Here is an 18,579-nt window from a genome sequence, read left to right as displayed (position 1 = left end):
GACGTCAGGCTAGTGCATCACGATGCGCACGACTAGCCGGCGACCTCCTTGATGCGGGCAATCAGCTCATCCACGGCCTTCTCGACCGGAACCTTCTCGCTGACCACGCGGTTCATCGCCTTCGCCCAGACGTTCTCGTTGTTGAGAATCGTGAACTTGTAGTTCTTGGTGAAGTCGAACGGCGTGGTCCCGCCGGTGAACTGGTTGTACACGGCCTTGCGGTGGCGGTCGGCCTGCCAGAACGGGCTCTTCTGGCCGGCGGTGGTCACCGGGAACCAGCGGCCCAGCGCGCCTTCGATGTAGGGGCCGAGGTTCTCCTCCTGCATCAGGAACTTGATGAATTCCTTGCCCTGCGCCTTGTTCTTCGCATTGGCGAAGATGAGGCCGGTCTTGACGTCGGAGCGGTACTTGATCGGGGTGCCGTCCGGCTTGTTGGGGAACGACGCGGTGATGATCTCCTCGTCATAGGCCTTCTTGCCGGCCGCGCGCTGCTCGGGCGTGAGCGCCTGGTTGTTGGAGTCATCCAGCCACTTGGCCGCGATCGAGATCGTGAAGTTGTGGGTCATCACGATGGTCTTGTTGTGGAAGGCGACGTTGTTGTCGGGGTCCTTCCAGGTGGTCGAGGACGGCGGCGTGCAGCCGCGGACATAGGTGTCGGTATAGTCCTTCAGCGCCTTGACCAGGCCGTCGCGCACCTTGGGGTCGTCGACCAGCAGCTTGCCGTCATCGTCGACCAGCTTGACGTTGTAGGCGTCCATGAAGGTGTAGAACGACTGGAACGAGTCGGTCGATTCCACGCCCATCGGCTGACCGACGCCGTAGATGCGCTGGCCGGTCGCCTTGCGGATTCCCGGCTGCACCTTGTCGCACCAGAACGTCCAGTAATCCTCCCACTTGGTCGGGATGTCGGCCTGCTTGAAGCCTGCCTTGTCCAGCAGATCGCTCCAGATCTGGACATGCATGCTCTGCTGCTTCAGCGGGAAGCCGTAATAGGCCTTCTTCTTCGCGACGTTGTTGTAGAGATTGGCCGTTTCCAGCGTATTCGGCGCGAACGCCGATTTCATCGGCTCCAGAATGTCGGTGAGATCCTCGAGCTTGCCCTCATAGGCCCACTTGCCCTGGGCCTGGACGTCGTAGGTGTCGGCATAGGCCACGTCCGGCACGGTGCCGGAGTCCAGCGCAGCAACCGTCTTCGGGATCATGTCCTGGATCGCATATTGCGACAGCTCGACCTTGATGCCGGTCTTGGCCTCGAATTTCTTCACGACGTCGAGCAGCGCGTCGTCCTCGGACTTGTAGAAGCCCTTGCCCCACCAGACGGTGATGGTGTCCTGAGCGACGGCTGGTGCTGCAGCGCAAAAAAGCCCGGCGGCTACTGCGATTGAAAGCGCACCCATTCCCCTGGATTTCACGTGTCTCTCCCTGATCCGCCGATCTTGGTTGATCGGTTGTGGCGGACACTAGCTCAGGGCACCGGCTCGATCCAGAAGTAATATATCAGACCTAGGTCGCGACTCAGCCGCAGCCTCATCACGCTTAACGGGCCCGCCGCGATCAATTCTGTTTCGTAGGACTGCCGCTCGGCGCAGGGTCGGGCTGCGTCGCATCGTCGGACTGTGCGGGACGCAGGCCGCCGCCGGTGAAGCGCTCGAGCATCGAGCGCACCTTGCGATCCTTGAGGGCATCGAGCAGGGGGGCTGCCGCCGGCGCGCGGCGGATCAGGCTTTCCGGATCTGGGAAGATCAGAGGATCTTCCCAGGGCCCCTGAACCACGAAGGGCAGTTCGAAACCGCTGCTGCTGCCGCTGGACAGCAGGCTCGCCACGCCCTTGAAGTCGTATTCACGGCTCGGCACCGACGCGGTTCCCGTCATCGTGATGCGCGCCGTCGGATTCTCGACGCGGATGTCCTCCGCGGTCGCGATCCCTTCGGAGAACTTCACGGCAACGGTCAAGGAGTCGAATGGCGTCGAGCCGGTGCGGAAGTTGCCGCCGCGCGACAACGGACTCCGTTCCAGGCGTTTCAGGAGCTGCTCGACATTGAAGCCCGAGATCGATCCGTCATGGCCCTGCAACGTCGCGCTGCCATCAAGCGATTGCGCCAGCCCGAACGGGCTCGAGCCTGAGGCGGTCAACGAGACGTTCAGATTGCCGCGGCCGGACAGCGAGGACACGCCGAACAGCTCGTTGGCGCAGGCTTGCAGATCGACGTCCGCGAATTGCAGCTCGGCCTTGACGTCTGCCACCGTGTCGGCCCGCGCGATGCCGAACGAGCCACGCACGACGCCGCCATACATCTGGGCCTCGCCAACCGAGAGCGCGAGCACGCCGTTGCGCAGGTTTGCACCAAACGCAGTTCGGCCGAGCTTGGACGGCCCGACCGTGACCTTTGCGGCTGATAGCCGCATGTCGAGATCCGTCGTCGACAATGCCTTGAGGTCGAACAGCTGCCGGTTCCAGTCGCGCGCGCCATTGGCGAGCAGCCGAACGGTGGAGATGTACGGGGTGAAATCGAGGGCATCGGCCGCGAGCGTCGCCTGCAGGGTCTGACGGCCGTTGTTGATGTAGGTCATGACGCCTTCGGCCGTATTGCCGTCGAGCTCGACATTGACGTTGGTGAGCGCGATCGAGGCGCCGACCACGTTGGCCCGCGCCCGCAGCGCGAAGCGGCCGAAGCCGCCGGAACCGAGCGGCGTCTGGCCGGTCCAGCGCAACGCTTCGCGCAGCGAGGGGCTGTCCACGGTCAGCGTGCCCTCCATCAGGGCGCTGGTGCGGTTGGCTACCGTGCCGTCGAAGGCCACCTTCAGCGGCGGACTGGCAAGGCGCATCTTCAGGCCCGAGCGGTCTCCGGAGAGAGCGGCGAGGAAATCACTGACGCTGATCGATCCTTCGATCCGCTGGCCACGCCAGTCGAACTGGCCGGTGGCTGCGAAGGACCGCGAAATCGACGGCCAGGCGAGCGACAGGTCGATGTCGTCGAGCCGCTCCGACGCATGCCCGCCGTTGTCGTCGAACACCAGGATGCCGTCCTGGATCCGAATCTCGGAGAACGACATCTGACTGTCGGGGCCCGGCCGCATCGTCTGGGCGATGGTCTGGATGAACGGCGTCCAGTTGGTGTCACCGTCGGCTTGTCGCACCACGTTGATCTGGGGGCGCAACAGCATCAGGTCGGCGATCTCGAATCGCTGCAGCAGCAGTGGCAGCAGCTGGAGGTTGGCCGTCAGCACATCGACGCGCAGCGCCGCATCCTCGGTGCCACCGCCCTTCAGGCCGACGTCGTGAAACGAGACGTAGCTGCCGGGAAACAAGGAAACGTCGATATGTCCCTTGACGACCAGCTCGAGCCCGGTCACGGCGCGGATCTGGGTCTCGACGGCCCGGCGCAGGGCGTCCCGATTGACCAGCCAGGAACTGACGAACAGCCCGATGAATACAACCCCTAGCAGCACCGCAATCGGCGTGCCGAGGCGCCTCATTCCTTGGGCCAAAGTCACGGACATGTCCTGGGATCGTCGGATCGCTGGTTGCTCGGGATGGGCAGGGCGCGCCGAAAACCCTTGCCAACATCAACAACTTGATGCGCTTTCTTGACGCTTTCAAGGCCGCGCCGCTGGTGTGTCAGGATTGCGGCGCAGATGCTCGTGTTCCGGCCCAGGATCCTCACCGAGGCGCCGGTCGATTCGACTGCTAGAGCAGGACGGTTGCGTTGGGAAGGCGTCATTGACGCATTGCGAAGATTTCGCCTAATAATCCGGTCGATATCTGCGCGCTCCCCCGCCTTCCATCAGGTCATTTCCGTATGAACAAGGTCTATCCGGACGCCAAAACCGCCCTTGCGGGCCTCCTCAAGGACGGCATGACGATCATGTCCGGCGGGTTTGGCCTTTGCGGCATTGCAGAAACCCTGTCCGACGCCATTCGCGAATCCGGGGTGAAGGATCTCACCGTCATCTCCAACAATGCCGGCGTCGACGGTATCGGCCTCAGCCGACTGCTCGAGACGCGGCAGATCAAGAAGATGATTTCGTCCTATGTCGGCGAGAATAAGCTGTTCGCACAGCAATATCTGGCCGGCGAGCTCGAGCTCGAGTTCTGCCCGCAAGGCACCCTGGCCGAGCGCATCCGCGCCGGCGGTGCCGGCATCCCGGCCTTCTTCACCAAGACCGGCGTCGGAACGCTGGTCGCCGAGGGCAAGGAAGTTCGCGAGTTCGACGGCGAGAAATATCTGATGGAGCGCGGCCTGTTCGCGGATATCGCGATCGTGCACGCCTGGAAGGGCGATACGGCGGGCAACCTCGTCTACCGGAAGACGGCGCGAAACTTCAACCCGATGATGGCCACGGCGGCTCGGGTCACCGTGGCCGAGGTCGAGCATCTGCTTCCGGCCGGTCAGATCGATCCCGACCACATCCACACGCCGGGCATCTTCGTGAAGCGGATCATCCAGGTGGGCACCGCGCTCAAGCGAATCGAGCAGCGCACCGTGCGCAAACGTGAACCTGCCGCGGCAGCCGGGGAGGAAATCTGATGGCCTGGACGCGAGAGCAGATGGCGGCGCGCGCCGCCAAGGAGCTGCGGGACGGCTACTACGTCAATCTCGGGATCGGCATTCCGACGCTGGTCTCCAACTACATCCCGCCGGGTGTCGACGTCGCGCTGCAGAGCGAGAACGGCATGCTCGGCATGGGCCCGTTCCCGTATGAGGGCGAAGAGGATCCCGACCTCATCAATGCCGGCAAGCAGACCGTCACCGAGCTGCCGATCACCAGCTACTTCTCCTCGGCCGATTCGTTCGCGATGGTCCGTGGCGGTCACATCGATCTGTCGATCCTCGGCGCCATGCAGGTGGCCCAGAACGGCGATCTCGCCAACTGGATGATCCCGGGCAAGATGGTCAAGGGCATGGGCGGCGCCATGGATCTCGTCGCTGGCGTCAAGCGCGTCGTGGTCGTCATGGAGCACAGCGCCAAGGACGGTGCTAAGCTGCTCAAGCAGTGCACGCTGCCGCTGACCGGCGAGCGCGTGGTCGACATGGTCGTCACCGATCTCGCCGTGTTCACGATCGACAAGCACGGCAATGACGGCATGGCGCTTATCGAACTCGCCGACGGTGTGACGCTCGACGAGGTCAAGGCCAAGACCGAAGCGGAATTCCGCGTTGCTCTGAAGAATACCTGACACTTCTCGACGATCAGACGGAGAGCGGAGACGCGAAGGCGTCTCCGCTCTTTGCGTAGCTGGGCCTGTGATGGCGTCGTCTCGGCGAACGGTTTGGACGCAACGTGCGCGCTACGCGCGCCGCCCCAGCATGTCGGCTACCTTGACTGCGAGCTGACAGGCGGAATTGCCGGTCGCCGGAGAAATCATTCCGCCGGGATCCGCCAGTCTCTGGATCGAGAGAAACGGAATGTTCCGGCTGAGGCAGATCAGTCCGACCACATAGGCCGTGTCATCAGCGGCCAGCGCGCCGGGAAACACGGCCGTGATGTCCCCATCGCTGCCGTCGCCGTCCCGCGTGACGATCATGCCCTCGAAGAATGGGCCGATCTCACCCTGCATCGCCCCGGCTGCGTCATGCGCCAGTCGGCATAGTTCGGGATCGGCGGGGATGATCATGCTGCTGCCATCGCGGAGCGGCGGGTCGGCGCTGCTCAGCGCGTCGCGTAGCTTGACCTGGATCCGGAACGGCGCCACCGCGGTGGCGATCACGAGATTGCCGGGTCCGGCTCCGGAGAAATAGGGAGCGCCGCTGGCGTGGGGGAGCGGCTCGCCAAGCGCATGGGCGCGCCCTGGCAGGATCAGCCAGCGCGCGCCATGCTCCTCGATCGCCAGTGCGGTCGCGCTGGCGATCTCCGTCATGGAGCGGCCGAGGCAGATGATGGCGTGAAAACTGGCGTGCCGGATGATGGCCCGTCCGGCGTTGCGCTGCTCGATCAGCGTTCCCGGCCCCATGGCCTGGATCAGGCCTTCGATGTCCTCGGGACTCTGCACGAGAAAGCCGACGGTGTGGCTCCTGGCATGCAGGAAGCGAAGCGCGTCGAGCATCGCATTCATGCTCGCCTTCTCGCGGGCGTCGAGCTGCGGCCACAGCGCCTCGAGCACGTCCAGCGAGGCAACCACGCTGGCGCCCATGATGCCCTGCCCGAACGGGCGGGACGTCGTCTCGCAGCGATAGAGCTCCTCCAGTGCGTGAAGCAGCGTGCGACGATCCTTGACGGCAAAGGCGCCCTGCAGGACGCGCGCGAGCACCAGCGCCCGCTTGCTCGGCTCCATCGGCGTCGCGAGCCAGGAGAAGTCGGCCAACTCGGCGGCCTGTTCGCTGGCGGCGCGCTGGAATTCCCCGACAACCTGGCCGTAGTGCCAGCCGAGCTGCCAGGGCGTTACCTGCCGGCCGCGATATCTGCCGCGTTCGATCGGCTCGAGCGCCTGCGCCTGCAGCTCACTGCGCAAGTCGGAGTTGAAGCCAGGCGAGCGCGTCTCGAGCAGATGATGGGTGCGCGCCGCAATCGCTGGACCGAACCACTCGTGCTGAGGGTCGCCCGTCGAAAGTCCATTGGGCAGGCGGATCTGAGCCGTTCTGCGGAACTGGTCCAGCTCACGCTTGGCGACCTGCGCCGCCGTTGCCGAGACGGTCTGCACCTCGCAGAGCGCGTCGACGACCCCAGCCCAATCCCAGAAGTCGTCGCCGTAGAACGGCATGCGAGACTGCCGGCTTCCGACGATGCCCGCGCAGATCTCTTCGATGGCCGGCGCCACGCGATCGAGGACATCTGGTCGGGAGATCGCGGGATCGGTCAGACATTGGTGGACGATACGGGCCGCGTTGGCATTCACCAGGTGCCAATCCTTCGCCGCGAATTTGGGCGCCGCGCGCAGATATTCGAGCGCATCGAGCAGGCAACGACCGGCGAGCGCACGCGGTGTGGCGTCGTCGAACCAGCCGGTATTGCCGATGCCATAGCCATGCAGGTCTGACGTGAAGAAGACCGGCGGATGTCGAGAAATCACACTCGCCTCCTGGTCCGCTCAACGCGACTTTCACAGCCAATTCTGTAACGTTTGCAGCCTCAATGTCGCAACCAAAAGTTGATTTTGGGTGACTGTCATTTGTCCCAGTCGGCGGCCGCCGACAGATGGCCGACAGTCCGGCCGTGACCATGGCCGCGATCAGGCGCCGATGGCGCTCAGGAGGGCGCCGATGCGCTGCGCGATGGTCCGGCTCCAGGGCAGCTGCTCGCGAACCAGCCGGAAGCCCAGATTGGCGGGCGGCGTGCCCGATGCGCAGCCGCCGGCCCGTGCGTCGCGAATGAAATCGGTGACGTAGGCCCGGTGGGCGCCCTCGGCCAGGCGGACGCCGCAATTGCTGAAGGTCTTGACGATGCGCCCCGCATCGTCCTGCAACTTGCGGGTGAAGCAGGTCGAGGTCCATTCCCAGACATTGCCCGCCATGTCGGCAATGCCATGCTCGTTGGTGCCGAATGCCCCGAAGCTGCGGGTCTTGGGATCTTCGGGCACAGCGGCTTCCCGCTCGTAGCGGGCAATCCAGCGGCGTGACGGGTCGGCCTCGTCGACGGCGAGGCCGTCGTCCCTGAAGCGGCTGCCGGCGGCATAGGCCCACTCGGCGTCGGTCGGCAGCCGGTAGTGGTGACCGGTCTGGTGCGACAGCCAATCGGCATAGGCTGTCGCGTCGAGCCAGCTCACCTGCACGGCCGGTCGGTCGATGGCGACAGCAACGTCGCGATCGAGCGCGCGACATGCACGCGCTTCGACGCAGACCTGATAGTCGGCGGCGCTGACCTGGTTGGTCATGATCGTCAACGGGCGATCGAAGCGAACCGTGGTGATGGGGGCTTCGGCCTGGCGACCGTTGCGCAGGTGATCGCCGGAATCGCGGTATTTGATCACGCCGGACGCAATTTCCGTCAGCGCAGGTTCACTGAAGCTTGCGGGGCTCTGCAGCGCCGCGATGATCGGAGTCATTGCCGTCGGACCGGCCACTCCGACGATGCAGGCAAGGGTGAGCTTGATCTTGAATGCGAGCAGCATGGCAGCACATCGAAGCAAGTGGGGGCCGGCCAGGCCGGCCCCCTTGAGATGATCAGTTGGTCGAACCGGTCGGGATCTCGAACGGCGCCTTCACCTGCGTCATCAGGTCGTCGTTCCATTTGCCTTCGACCTTGAAATGCGCCGTCGCGCCGAGATCGGCCGCCTCGATCAGGTTGTGCGTGACATAGGCGTAGATGCCGGGCTGCAGGAATTTGTACATGGCTGCCCCGGCGGAGCCGCCTCGGATGAACCAGGTCTCGAGCCCGGTCTCCGGCGCGTTGGAGAACTTGCCGGTCTCCCAGACATAGTCGCCGTGGCCGCCGATCAGATGTGGGCGGCTGTCGCGGTTGGCCTGCGAGTGCACGATCAGCACGTTGTCGCCGACATTGGCCGTGAGCGCATTCTTGCCGGTGAGCGCGCCCGCCTTGCCGTTGAACACGACGTGGGTCGGGATCAGCTTCTTCATGACCTCCTCGGTGTCGGTGTAGGCCTCGCCGGGGGAGTCGTAGGACTTGAAGTTGCCCTTCTCGTCGCGTGGCACGTAGAGGTCCTGCTCGCCGATGTAGTAGACGCGATCGTAGCGCAGCGCATGGCCGTGGCCGTCGTTGAGACCGTCGCGCGGCAGCACCATCACGGCGCCGTTCATGCCGGAGACCACGTGCCAGGGGATCATCGGACCGCCCGGGGCGCAGTGATAGACGAACACGCCGGTCCGCGTCGCCTTCCAGCGCAGCACGACCTGCTCACCCGGGTTCACCAGAGTCAGCGCGCCGCCGCCGAGCGCTCCCGTTGCGGAATGAAAGTCGATGTTGTGCGGCATGGTGTTGGTCACGGGATTGACCAGCGTCACCTCGACATAGTCGCCTTCGTGAACGACCATCAGCGGGCCCGGCATCGAGCCGTTGAAGGTCATGGCCTGGAAGGTGGTGCCCTTCTCGTCGATCACCATCTTCTTCTCCTGGACCACGAGCTTGAACTCCATAATCTTCGGCCCCTGCTTGGTGGCCTGCTCGTGCGCGTGCACGAAGGGCGGGGCGACCAGGTCGACCTGCTGGCGCGGCAGCTTGAGGTCCTCGGCAATGGCGGGAGCCGCAAGCATCATCGCGGCGATGGCTGCACTGAGCAGGGCGGTGCGGCGGGTGAACATTGATCGCTCCTTCATTTCGATCTGCTATGTGTCGCGATCAGCATGCGCCTGATGGAGCCAAGCTTGTTTGTGCTGCAACAAGCAAGTTAGCAATTGCGGAATTGTCCGTAAGACGAGGCGCTGCCTGCGCTTGCTTACGCCTGCGACTGACTTGCCTCCTCGCGCGAGGAGGTCGTGTCGGATGGTACCGAGAAGCAAACGTGGGAATGCACTCAGGTCATCGCACGTGACGGTTCGCTAAGCTGCCTCAACGTCGTCATGCCCGGGCTCCGTCCCGGGCATCCACGTCCGTCAGAGCATGCCGAACGACGTGGATGGCCGGGACGGCGCCCGGCCATGACGCGGAGGGAGTTGGCTCGAAAGGGTTTCGCTGTATGCGGTCGGGCTTGAGGTAAGCGGGCCAGAGGAGGACGGCGCGCTCGCGCCGGATTGATTGTCAGCTCAGCCAGCGCACGGCCAGCAGCACGACGAAGGCCACGCCGGCAGCGATGCAGAAGACCGTGGTCAGGAACATCGCGATATTGCCGAGTAGGCCGTCCGGCGCCGAATCGTCGCGAAAGGATTCGAAGCCGTCGGATTGGGGAATGTGGCCGCGGACGTTGCAGAGGGCAGCGAAGATACGGATCAGCAGCTCCAGAGCGTCCATTGCGGGTCCCTCGATTCGTTCGATGGCCAGATCATGGCGGAAAATTGGCCCGTCACTTTGAGGAAGCGCAAAGTCTTTGGCGAAAGCTGCGGGTTGAATGATGGCCGCACGGGGCTCCTGCTCGGAGCACCTTGAGGAAGCTCAAGGCTGCCTGCCATGCCCTGTGTCAAGAAACGTCCAAACTCCAGGGGGGACGGCGGGACATGAGACCAGATCTTGCGGCTTGCTACGGACAGGAGCGCCTTCCGCGCTACACCAGCTATCCCACTGCGCCGCATTTCTCGGCGGCGGTCGGCCCCTCCGTTTATGCCGAATGGCTGAAAGCGATCCCCGCCGGGGCGACGGCATCGCTCTACCTTCATGTCCCGTTCTGCCGGTCGATGTGCTGGTATTGCGGCTGCAACACGATGGTCGCCAAGCGCGACGAGCCGGTGGCCGTCTATGAGTCGGCGCTGCGATGCGAGATCGACATGGTGTCGCGCCAAATCGGGCGGCGGCTTCCCGTCGGTCACATTCATTTCGGCGGCGGCACGCCGACGATCATGACGCCGGAGTCGGTCATCGACCTGATCGGTTCGCTGCGTCATTCGTTTGCCATTCAGCCGTCGGCCGAAATCGCCATCGAGATCGATCCGCGCACGCTGACGCCGGCGATGATCGACGCGCTCGGGGTCAGCGGGGTCAACCGGGCGAGCCTTGGCGTTCAGAGCTTCGACCCGCAGGTGCAGAAGGCCATCAACCGGGTGCAGAGCTTCGCGCAGACCGCGGCGGCCACGACCGGACTGCGTAAGGCGGGCGTTGCCGGAATCAATTTCGATCTGATCTATGGGCTGCCGTATCAGACGGTCGCATCGTGTCTCGACACCGTTCGGCGCTCAATCGAGCTGCGTCCCGACCGGCTGTCCGTGTTCGGCTATGCGCATGTGCCGTCGTTCAAGTCGCATCAGCGCAAAATCCAGGACACCGCCCTGCCGGACAGTCTGGAGCGCTACGATCAGGCCTGTGCGATCAGTGACGCGCTGAAGGAGGCCGGCTACGTCCAGATCGGGCTCGATCATTTTGCGCTCCCGACGGACCCGATGACGGTGGCGTTCCGCGAAGGCCGGCTGCATCGCAATTTCCAGGGCTATACGACCGACGCCAACGATCTGCTGATCGGCTTCGGTGCCTCGGCGATCGGCCAGTTGCCGCAGGGCTACGTCCAGAACGCGCCCCAGGTTCGCGCCTATGAGGAGAAGATTGCCTCCGGCAGTCTCGGCACGGTCAAGGGCTATGGCCTGACCGACGACGATCGCCTGCGCGCCGACATCATCGAGCGCATCATGTGCGACTATGGCGTCGACCTCGATGTCATCTGCACCCGCCACGGCATGGAGGCCGATGCCATGTTGCGATCTGCACCGCGGCTGCAGGCGCTGATCTCGGACGGCGTCGTCGAGCTCAATGGCGGCGCGCTGGCCGTGACCGAGCATTCCCGCTTCCTGGTCCGCAGCGTGGCCGCGGCGTTCGATGCGCATCTCGACGCGTCCAAACAGCTGCACAGCCGCGCGGTGTAGCTCGTGACCTGTTGCGGTGCTTGTGCCGCAACAAAGATGCCGGTGGGCATTCGCGCTACCATTCATGCTGGAATGGAGGCGCGCATGCCAATCTCCTTTGACGAACTGGTCGACGACGTCATGCAGCGCAGGCCGGAGACGATCAGCGTCTTCCTCGCCTTCCAGATGCGCTGCGTCGGCTGCCCGATCGCCTGCTTTCACAACGTCGCGGATGCGTGCCGAGAGCATGGCGTCGATCCCGACGCATTCCTCACGGCGCTTTGCGCCTGCACGTGATCAGGAGCGCGAGCTGGACGCGCCGTCCGCGTTCTGTTCGGCCAGCAGCACGATCTTGTGCGGCTCGCGCAGCACGATCTTCTGTCGCCCGCTCTCGACGAGGCCGAGCTGCTCCCAGGCGGAGAGGATGCGGCTGACCGTGTGCAGCGTGGTGCCGGTCATCTGCGCGATGTCCTGCCGGCTGATCGGAAAGTCGATCTGCACGCCGTGATCGAGCTTGCGGCCGGCCTGGTTCGCGAGCCGCAGCAGCGCATGCGCGATTCTTTGCTCCACCTGCTGCGTCGACATCTCGATCACGCGCGCATGGGTTTCCTGCAGGCGCTGGCCGACGGTCTGCAGCGTATTCGCCGCCAGCGATGGGAAACGGGCGACCAGCCGCGGCCACGCGGCGGATGGCCACGCCAGCACGACGCTGTCGTCGACCGCGGTGGCCGTTGCCGGATAATGCTGCAGGCCGATCGCCAGTGCCACGCCGAAGGTCTCGCCCGGCACCACGTAGCGCACCACGATCTGGTCGCCGGTCGGCGTGGTCTTGCTGGCGCGGACATGGCCATGCAGCAGCAGGAAGAACGACGTCGCATCGGCGCCCTGTTCGAACACCGCGCCGTTGCGGGGCACGCGCATCGATCGCGCCTCGCGCAGCACGTCGGTGAGATCCTCCGTGGAGAGGCCTGCGAACAGCGGCAGATGCGCGACCAGTGAGCGGTCGATGGAAGCCATGATGTTCTCCGGGCAGGGCACGGCGCACTGCGCTGCTCCTTAACACGTTTTCGCGATCGGCCGGAAGTTTGTGCTGGCGCAATCCGCAACGAACCGTGTGCAACTACATGTGGAAGGCGCCCCATCGGCGCGGTTCCCGTCAAACATCGAACGAGCACGCATATGGCCATTCCGCGCAACTATCAGGGCTGGACCATTCTCGCCAACGGGTTCCGGCCGTTCTTCCTGCTCGGCGCAATCCAGGCCGCGTTGTCGATCCTGATCTGGCTCCCGGCCTTCTATGGAGAGCTGAAGCTCAGCTCGGGCTTTGCGCCGCGCGACTGGCACGTGCACGAAATGCTCTATGGCTATCTGCCGGCCATCGTCACCGGCTTCCTGTTCACCGCGATCCCGAACTGGACCGGACGGCTGCCGATCAGGGGTCTGCCGCTGCTGACACTGGTGATTGTCTGGCTCGCTGGACGGCTGGCCGTGACCTCGTCGGCGCTCTATCCGTGGTGGGCGGCGCTGCTGATCGATGCCAGCTTTCTGCTGCTGGTCGTTCTCGCAGCGGCCCGCGAGATCGCCGCCGGGCGGAACTGGCGGAATCTGCCGGTGGTCGCGATCGTCGGACTGCTGTGCGCCGGCAACATCGCGTTCCACGTCGAAGCGCATCTGCATGGCTCGGCTGACTATGCAATCCGCATCGGCGTCTCGGTGATCGTGCTGCTGCTGGCGCTGATCGGCGGCCGCATCACGCCGAGCTTCACGCGCAACTGGCTGGTGAAGCACAATCCCGGCCGGCTGCCGGCGCCCTTCGGCCGTTTCGACATGGTTGTCGTGCTGGTCAGTGCGTTGAGCCTGATCGGCTGGATCGTGTTGCCGGACAGCGCCATCACTGGTGCCGGGCTCTTCGTGGCGGGCGTGATGCATGCGGTGAGGCTGGCGCGCTGGGCGGGCGATCGCACGCTGCGTGAGCGGCTGCTGGTGATCCTGCATGTCGGCTACGCCTTCGTGCCGCTCGGCTTCCTGATCAATGCCGCTGCAAGCTTCGGCTGGGTTCTGCCGAGCGCCGGACTGCACGCCTGGATGGCCGGTGCTGCCGCCATCATGACGCTCGCGGTGATGACGCGCGCCACGCTTGGGCACACGGGACAGGCGCTGACGGCTTCTGTCGCGACCCAGGCGATCTACCTTGCGATCATCGTTGCAGCAGTGACGCGGGTCTGCGCGGTGCTCGCGCCGGCCCACGCCGGAGCGCTGCTGCATGTCGCAGCCTTCGCCTGGATCCTGGCATTCTCAGGCTATGCGCTGGCGTTCGGACCGCTGCTGCTCGGCCTTCGGCTGCGCGCACTGGCGGTGCGCGCGACGACTCAGCCCGTGCTTTGATTGCGTGCGACCGCGCGCGAGAACACCACCTCCATCAGCGTGCCCGACTTCGGCGCCGCCTTGACGTGGAATTGCGCGCGGTTGGCCTCGACCAGCGCCTTGGTGAGCGAGAGGCTGGGGCCGCCCGAATCGTCGGGGTTCTGCTCGGCGGCCGACGCGCGGAACGGCTCGAGCGCCGCGGCCACGGCCTGGTCGTTCAGCCCGTAACCGGTGTCGCGCACGCGCAGCACCACCTCGCCAAAGTCGGAGGTGGCGGTCGAGACGATGACCTGGCCGCCGGCGTTGGCGAGCGAGATCGAGGCAGAGATCAGATTCGTCGCGATCTGGCGCAGCGCCCGGGAGTCGGCAATGACCGGGGGAAGCGCCTGCGACAGCGAGGTGCGGATGATGATGCGGGCGCGGTTGGCCTGCGGCTGCATCGCCGCCACGCAGCTTTCAACCAGCTCGTTCAGGTTCTGGCTGGTGAAGGCGAGCTCGAGCTTGCCGGTCTCGATGCGCGACAATTCGAGCAGATCGTCGATCAGCGACACGACGCGTTCGCCGGAATTGCGGATGTCCTTCATGTATTCGGCGTAGCGAGCATTGCCGATGGTGCCGAAACGTTCGCCGATCATTACTTCGGCAAAGCCGATGATCGCATTCAGCGGCGCACGCACCTCGTGGCTGATCCGCGCCAGCATGTCGGCCTTGGCGTTGGCGGCCCGGTCGGCGACGCGCCGCGCCTGCAGCAACTCGCTTTCGCCGCGGCGCAGCTGCGACAGATCGCGGAGCACGGCGAAGAAATTCGGGCCGTCGGTCCGGGTCCGGCCGATCGTTACTGACAGCTGCACCGCGCCGCCTTGCGCGACCTTGCCGAGCACCTCGCGGTCCTGATCGAGCACGCTGGATGTGTCGGCCTGCTGCACGCAATCGAGATAGTCCAGCACCAGCCGGGCGCTTTCCGGCGCGAACAGCTCGATGAGATTGCGGCGGATCAGCTCGGTGCCGTTGTAGCCGAACAGCGCCTCGGCGCTGCGATTGCAAGCATGGATGTTGCCGCCGGCATCGAACATCAGGATGCCTTCGGTGGTGACATCCAGGATGGCGGCGAGGTCTTCGGCATCGGCGTGACCGGCGACGGGTGGCGGCGCGACGACGAGCGGCGGCGGAGCCGCCGGTGCGGCCTGCGCAGGCGCAGCCTCGGTCAGCGGCGGGATGGCCGCCGCCGGCCCAGGCGGCGGTGCAAAGATCAGCGCGTGCGCGGTGTCACCGTCCCATGTGATTGCGAACAGCCGGGCCTCGGCCTTGATCTCCGCGCTGGAGGAGCCGTCGGCAGCCGAGATCGTCACCGGCGTGCCCGTCTCGGATTTGCTGGACGACGACGCTCCCGGCTCGACATAGAGCGCATCGAGGCCGCCAGCCTGTTCCAGCGCCGCTAGATCGGCGTAGCCCATCTGGCGGAAGAAGGCGGGGTTGCCGTAGAGCAGCCGGTCGAGCCGGTAGATCAGCATGCCCGTCGGCAGCAGGTCGAGCAGGATGCGATCGCGCTGACTGTCGCCATGGGCCGGTGGCGGCTCGGGCGCGAGCCAGTCCGCCTGCAGGCTGCCGCCTTGATCGGCCGTCGCGCCCGCCGCCAGCGGATCGTATTGCTGTGGCGGCGCAGGCTCGGTCATGCGCAACACCGGCTCCGGCAACAGGCCGCTCGGTTCCGCTGGCGAATTGCGAATTTCGCCTTCGAGCCTGGCCGACAGCTGCCGCGCAAGTTCATGAAACGCATTGTTCTCCACGGGTGTCAGGGCCGGATGCTTGGTCTCACCGGGGGCACGGAACGGAACTACGTTGCCGGCCGCTTCAAGTCCGACACCATCGATGTGGGGCGCCGCCGTCGGAATAAAAGCGTCCTGGATCGAGGCTGTGATGTTGTCCTGTTGGGGCGGCGCATCTGCGGCCGGCGCGTGGTCGGATTGGGCGATGTCCGCCGGCGCGAGTTCGGCTTGATCCTGGTCGATGTCGTCGGCGTGAGGCGCTTCGGCCGTGCTCGCATGCTGCCGCATTTCCAGCCGGTCGAGAGCGTCGAGATCGCGGCAGACGCCAAAGCCGCGATAGCCGGAATAGGTCTTTTCGGCGGTGAAGACGGGCAGGCCCGAGAGCTCGACGGCAAGCCGCTCGCCAGCGTCTGAAGGCCAGATGACGACGAGGCCGCTCCAGGTCTCTCTCGTCTCTAAGGCGGAGGTGACGCGTCCCTCCGGATCAACTCCGAGCGAGGTGGCGATGTCGCGCCAGGGGCGGCCGAGATGGGCGGCACTGCGGTCGCCGATCAGGCGGACGAACTCATCGGAGCCGATCGTAAAGCGTCCTTCGGCATCGATCTGCCATGAAAAGCGCAGCGGATGCCGACGCCCTCCTAGCGAGGAGTCGTTGAGCGCCGCCTCTGACGGGGCTTCCGGCTCAGAGCCGGCTAGCGTCGAAGCGAGATCTTCCTGGGCCGGAGACACGGCTTCTTCACGGTCCAGCATCTGGTGATCTGACGCAGTCACGTCCGGCGTGACTTCCGGACGCACCGAGCCGCTCTCCGTCGCGACTTCATCTGCTAGCGGCGCAAACAGTTCGGCTTCGGCCGGGTCGTCGATCAGCAGGAATTCGGCCGGCGCTTCGTTGGATTGCGCTGATGTCTCGTAGTCGATTTCGCGTTCGGTCATTGCGTCCATCGGAGGAGGAGGCGGGCTTTCGGCCGCGACCTCTGGAGGAGGATTGGCGTCGTCTGGCGATGCCGGAACGGCAATCGCAGCGTCTTGCGCGTAGGCGATCGGGAGGTGGTCTTCATCCGCCGGCGCCGCCGCCGGGATTGCGATCAAACCGGTCTGGCTGCCCGTGCCGACGCGGTGGAGCACGGCACGCCCGGTGCCGAACTGCACCTCGGCCATTCCGTCGGCCAGTGCCACCTTGCGGGCGTCGGCGAAGACCGGCTCGCTGAGGTCATGAATTCCGAACAGGCGCCGGCCGTGCATGCTGATGCCGGCGAACGCGCCGTCTTGCGTGAAGGCGATGAGGGCAAGCTCGCTGCTCTCCACGAGGCGCTTCAGACGATCGACGAAAGGAACGCTGCGTCCGCCATGATCTCCGCTGGTGATCAGAACGGCACGGGTGCCGTCGAACAGCTCGATCAGCCCGCAGCCGCAGGTCGCCAGCGTGCCGAGCGGCGCGCCGAAACCGCGCAGGCGCTCGAGCCTGGTCGTGCCGCTCTCGGGGAGACGGCGCGCCAGCTGGGCGATCTGACGCCGGTGTTGATCTGCCGGTCCGAACGTCTTCTCGCTCAGCGACCGGGGACTGACTGAACCTAGAACGCGAGCGGCCGCTTCATTGGCCCAAAGCACGCGGCTGCCGTCGATCGACCAGAGCCATGCCGGCAGGCTGCCCGCGGCGTGGGCGGCCAGCCGGGGGTCGGAAAGGGCCTGCATTTCGCGATCGGCATAGGTCATGGGCGGCGAAGGTGACGGCTCTCGTGATCGGTGCCCGGAAGTGGCAGCGTTAATAATTCGTTACTATCGCGCGATTTCAGGGCCGAGGTCCACGGCCGGGGCCCGGTCCCGTCCTGCTAAAGCTTGGATAACCTTAATGTGTTCCCGCCGCGCTCGTTTTCGGCCCGAAGAGGGCACGGAGCGCGGGCACGTCACCCGCCAGCAGATGAGCTGAACCGGCTCGGATCTGCCGCGGCTTTTCTGGAAGGGGAAACCCGCTCTTCACGCGCCGTGCGCCCGAGCGAACCGGCCGGTTGCGACAAAGACGTCCTGATGTCGGATTTTCCGTTGCGTTGCACAAAAACGACACGATATAGCTCTACGCGAGGTTGTTACCTCCCAGGGGCGGTTCCTCTGCGTGACTCCGAAGCGACCTTCCGATGCCGGGCGGGTCCAGTCTCAATTGTTTCCAAGGATGCATGCCATGACCAATGCCACCGATCCTTTCTCCGCATCGATCATTCCGTTCGAGGTTCCCGAACAGGTGCGTGCGTTCGCCGAGAAGGGCGTCTCGCAGGCCCGCGAGAACTACGCCAGGTTCAAGGACGCTGCCGAGACCCACAATTCGGCGATCGAAGCCTTCTTCGCCAATGCCAGTAAGGGCGCCGGCGCCTACTCGTCCAAGGTCATGGAGTTCATGAAGGCCAACACGACGTCCTCGCTGGACTTCGCCCAGGAGCTGTTCAGCGTGAAGTCGCCGACGCAGGCGATGGAGCTGTGGACGGGCTTCGCCCGCAAGCAGTTCGAGACGTTCACGGTTCAGGCCAAGGAGCTCGGTGAGCTCGGCCAGAAGGTCGCGACCGAGACCGTCGAACCGATCAAGGAAAGCGCCACCAAGCTGTTCAAGCCGGCGGCCTGATTGTGGCGCCGCCTGGCACCCTCTGAGGGTGCCAGGGGCGACGCTTGCGAATCACGGGCCCGGCGCATCGCGTCCGGGCTCGATCCTTTTGGAGCCCGCATTCCGGGCAGATGGCGGAAAAGCTTAGAAAGGCGGGCAAAAATCGCCGGTGAGACGGTCGACTTTATCCGATCCCGGCCTTGCCAAATTCGCCCGTTGCACCTAGTTTCCGCCCCGTTCGGACGCCCCCCGCGGGCGATCCCCCGACGGATGCAGTTGTAGCTCAGTTGGTTAGAGCGCCTGTCTGTGGAACAGGAGGTCGGTGGTTCGAGCCCACCCAACTGTACCAATTAAATCAATGACGTAGGCAAGATCCGGCTCATCGTCTGTTCGGGCTAGCTACCATCTAGCAACCACAAGCGAGCGAAGCATTCCGGTGGCTAAGTCCGTCGAAGAATTTTGCGGACACGTGATATGCTGCGCT

General features: G+C 65.0%; 14 protein-coding genes and 1 tRNA gene. 7 read left to right on the top strand and 8 right to left on the bottom strand.

The annotated features are described in order from the left end of the window. Nucleotides 1–32: 32 nt before the first annotated feature. Together ACQR07_RS27640 and ACQR07_RS27635 are read right to left on the bottom strand one after the other, a co-directional pair. Nucleotides 33–1,412: an ABC transporter substrate-binding protein gene (locus ACQR07_RS27640; RefSeq protein WP_434905262.1), complete on the bottom strand. Its 1,380-nt coding sequence runs from the start codon at nucleotides 1,410–1,412 to the stop codon at nucleotides 33–35. Between the two features lie 142 nt (nucleotides 1,413–1,554). Then, nucleotides 1,555–3,501 (bottom strand): AsmA family protein, encoded by a 1,947-nt coding sequence (locus tag ACQR07_RS27635; protein WP_434905261.1) that lies wholly within the window; start codon nucleotides 3,499–3,501, stop codon nucleotides 1,555–1,557. 299 nt (nucleotides 3,502–3,800) lie between these two features. On the opposite strand from ACQR07_RS27635, the gene ACQR07_RS27630 reads away from it, so the two are divergent. After that, nucleotides 3,801–4,529, top strand: a complete 729-nt coding sequence (locus ACQR07_RS27630; RefSeq protein ID WP_434905260.1) for a CoA transferase subunit A — start codon at nucleotides 3,801–3,803, stop codon at nucleotides 4,527–4,529. Continuing rightward, nucleotides 4,529–5,179, top strand: coding sequence for a CoA transferase subunit B (locus ACQR07_RS27625; protein ID WP_434865802.1), 651 nt, complete (start codon nucleotides 4,529–4,531; stop codon nucleotides 5,177–5,179). The genes ACQR07_RS27630 and ACQR07_RS27625 overlap by 1 nt, the downstream gene beginning before the upstream one ends. 111 nt (nucleotides 5,180–5,290) lie before the next feature. On the opposite strand, the gene ACQR07_RS27620 is transcribed toward ACQR07_RS27625, so the two are convergent. From ACQR07_RS27620 to ACQR07_RS27605, 4 genes are all read right to left on the bottom strand, one after another. Next, nucleotides 5,291–7,009, bottom strand: a complete 1,719-nt coding sequence (locus tag ACQR07_RS27620; RefSeq protein WP_434905259.1) for a hypothetical protein — start codon at nucleotides 7,007–7,009, stop codon at nucleotides 5,291–5,293. Nucleotides 7,010–7,168: 159 nt separating this feature from the next. After that, nucleotides 7,169–8,047 (bottom strand): SUMF1/EgtB/PvdO family nonheme iron enzyme, encoded by an 879-nt coding sequence (locus ACQR07_RS27615; protein ID WP_434905258.1) that lies wholly within the window; start codon nucleotides 8,045–8,047, stop codon nucleotides 7,169–7,171. A 52-nt stretch (nucleotides 8,048–8,099) separates the two neighbouring features. Next, the gene (gene nirK, locus ACQR07_RS27610) at nucleotides 8,100–9,194 is read right to left on the bottom strand and encodes a copper-containing nitrite reductase (RefSeq protein ID WP_434905257.1); all 1,095 of its coding nucleotides are present in this window, start codon (nucleotides 9,192–9,194) and stop codon (nucleotides 8,100–8,102) included. A 436-nt stretch (nucleotides 9,195–9,630) separates the two neighbouring features. Next, nucleotides 9,631–9,840: a hypothetical protein gene (locus ACQR07_RS27605; protein WP_434905256.1), complete on the bottom strand. Its 210-nt coding sequence runs from the start codon at nucleotides 9,838–9,840 to the stop codon at nucleotides 9,631–9,633. Nucleotides 9,841–10,043: 203 nt separating this feature from the next. On the opposite strand from ACQR07_RS27605, the gene hemN reads away from it, so the two are divergent. Together hemN and ACQR07_RS27595 are read left to right on the top strand one after the other, a co-directional pair. Then, on the top strand, nucleotides 10,044–11,396 hold the full coding sequence (gene hemN / locus ACQR07_RS27600) for an oxygen-independent coproporphyrinogen III oxidase (RefSeq protein ID WP_434905255.1): 1,353 nt from the start codon (nucleotides 10,044–10,046) through the stop codon (nucleotides 11,394–11,396). 84 nt (nucleotides 11,397–11,480) lie between these two features. Next, nucleotides 11,481–11,672, top strand: a complete 192-nt coding sequence (locus tag ACQR07_RS27595; protein ID WP_434905254.1) for a DUF1858 domain-containing protein — start codon at nucleotides 11,481–11,483, stop codon at nucleotides 11,670–11,672. Here ACQR07_RS27595 and ACQR07_RS27590 read toward each other — a convergent pair whose 3' ends face one another. Beyond that, entirely contained in the window at nucleotides 11,673–12,392 is a 720-nt protein-coding gene (locus ACQR07_RS27590; RefSeq protein WP_434905253.1) for a Crp/Fnr family transcriptional regulator, read from the bottom strand. It lies immediately after the preceding gene. A 162-nt stretch (nucleotides 12,393–12,554) separates the two neighbouring features. On the opposite strand from ACQR07_RS27590, the gene ACQR07_RS27585 reads away from it, so the two are divergent. Beyond that, the gene (locus tag ACQR07_RS27585) at nucleotides 12,555–13,760 is read left to right on the top strand and encodes an NnrS family protein (RefSeq protein WP_434905252.1); all 1,206 of its coding nucleotides are present in this window, start codon (nucleotides 12,555–12,557) and stop codon (nucleotides 13,758–13,760) included. On the opposite strand, the gene ACQR07_RS27580 is transcribed toward ACQR07_RS27585, so the two are convergent. Next, nucleotides 13,745–17,218 carry a PAS domain-containing protein gene (locus ACQR07_RS27580; protein WP_434905251.1) on the bottom strand — a complete coding sequence of 1,158 codons (3,474 nt, stop codon included), beginning with the start codon at nucleotides 17,216–17,218 and terminating at the stop codon, nucleotides 13,745–13,747. The genes ACQR07_RS27585 and ACQR07_RS27580 overlap by 16 nt on opposite strands. A 463-nt stretch (nucleotides 17,219–17,681) precedes the next feature. Here ACQR07_RS27580 and ACQR07_RS27575 point away from each other — a divergent pair, with 463 nt between their 5' ends. Together ACQR07_RS27575 and ACQR07_RS27570 are read left to right on the top strand one after the other, a co-directional pair. After that, nucleotides 17,682–18,116: a phasin gene (locus ACQR07_RS27575; RefSeq protein ID WP_434865812.1), complete on the top strand. Its 435-nt coding sequence runs from the start codon at nucleotides 17,682–17,684 to the stop codon at nucleotides 18,114–18,116. 251 nt (nucleotides 18,117–18,367) lie between these two features. Continuing rightward, a tRNA-His gene (locus ACQR07_RS27570) sits at nucleotides 18,368–18,444 on the top strand. The last annotated feature ends 135 nt before the right edge of the window (nucleotides 18,445–18,579 follow it).

It is taken from the genome of Bradyrhizobium sp. HKCCYLS20291, from assembly GCF_051167715.1.
Lineage (GTDB): Bacteria > Pseudomonadota > Alphaproteobacteria > Rhizobiales > Xanthobacteraceae > Bradyrhizobium.
This window is presented reverse-complemented; position numbering and strand designations above follow the sequence as displayed.

Bases quoted from the DNA above. Each gene is read 5' to 3' on its own strand.
- nirK (WP_434905257.1), bottom strand. From the start codon at position 9,194: ATGTTCACCCGCCGCACCGCCCTGCTCAGTGCAGCCATCGCCGCGATG.
- ACQR07_RS27615 (WP_434905258.1), bottom strand. From the start codon at position 8,047: ATGCTGCTCGCATTCAAGATCAAGCTCACCCTTGCCTGCATCGTCGGA.
- ACQR07_RS27605 (WP_434905256.1), bottom strand. From the start codon at position 9,840: ATGGACGCTCTGGAGCTGCTGATCCGTATCTTCGCTGCCCTCTGCAAC.
- ACQR07_RS27625 (WP_434865802.1), top strand. From the start codon at position 4,529: ATGGCCTGGACGCGAGAGCAGATGGCGGCGCGCGCCGCCAAGGAGCTG.
- ACQR07_RS27635 (WP_434905261.1), bottom strand. From the start codon at position 3,501: ATGTCCGTGACTTTGGCCCAAGGAATGAGGCGCCTCGGCACGCCGATT.
- ACQR07_RS27595 (WP_434905254.1), top strand. From the start codon at position 11,481: ATGCCAATCTCCTTTGACGAACTGGTCGACGACGTCATGCAGCGCAGG.
- ACQR07_RS27575 (WP_434865812.1), top strand. From the start codon at position 17,682: ATGACCAATGCCACCGATCCTTTCTCCGCATCGATCATTCCGTTCGAG.
- ACQR07_RS27590 (WP_434905253.1), bottom strand. From the start codon at position 12,392: ATGGCTTCCATCGACCGCTCACTGGTCGCGCATCTGCCGCTGTTCGCA.
- ACQR07_RS27630 (WP_434905260.1), top strand. From the start codon at position 3,801: ATGAACAAGGTCTATCCGGACGCCAAAACCGCCCTTGCGGGCCTCCTC.
- ACQR07_RS27585 (WP_434905252.1), top strand. From the start codon at position 12,555: ATGGCCATTCCGCGCAACTATCAGGGCTGGACCATTCTCGCCAACGGG.
- ACQR07_RS27580 (WP_434905251.1), bottom strand. From the start codon at position 17,218: ATGACCTATGCCGATCGCGAAATGCAGGCCCTTTCCGACCCCCGGCTG.
- hemN (WP_434905255.1), top strand. From the start codon at position 10,044: ATGAGACCAGATCTTGCGGCTTGCTACGGACAGGAGCGCCTTCCGCGC.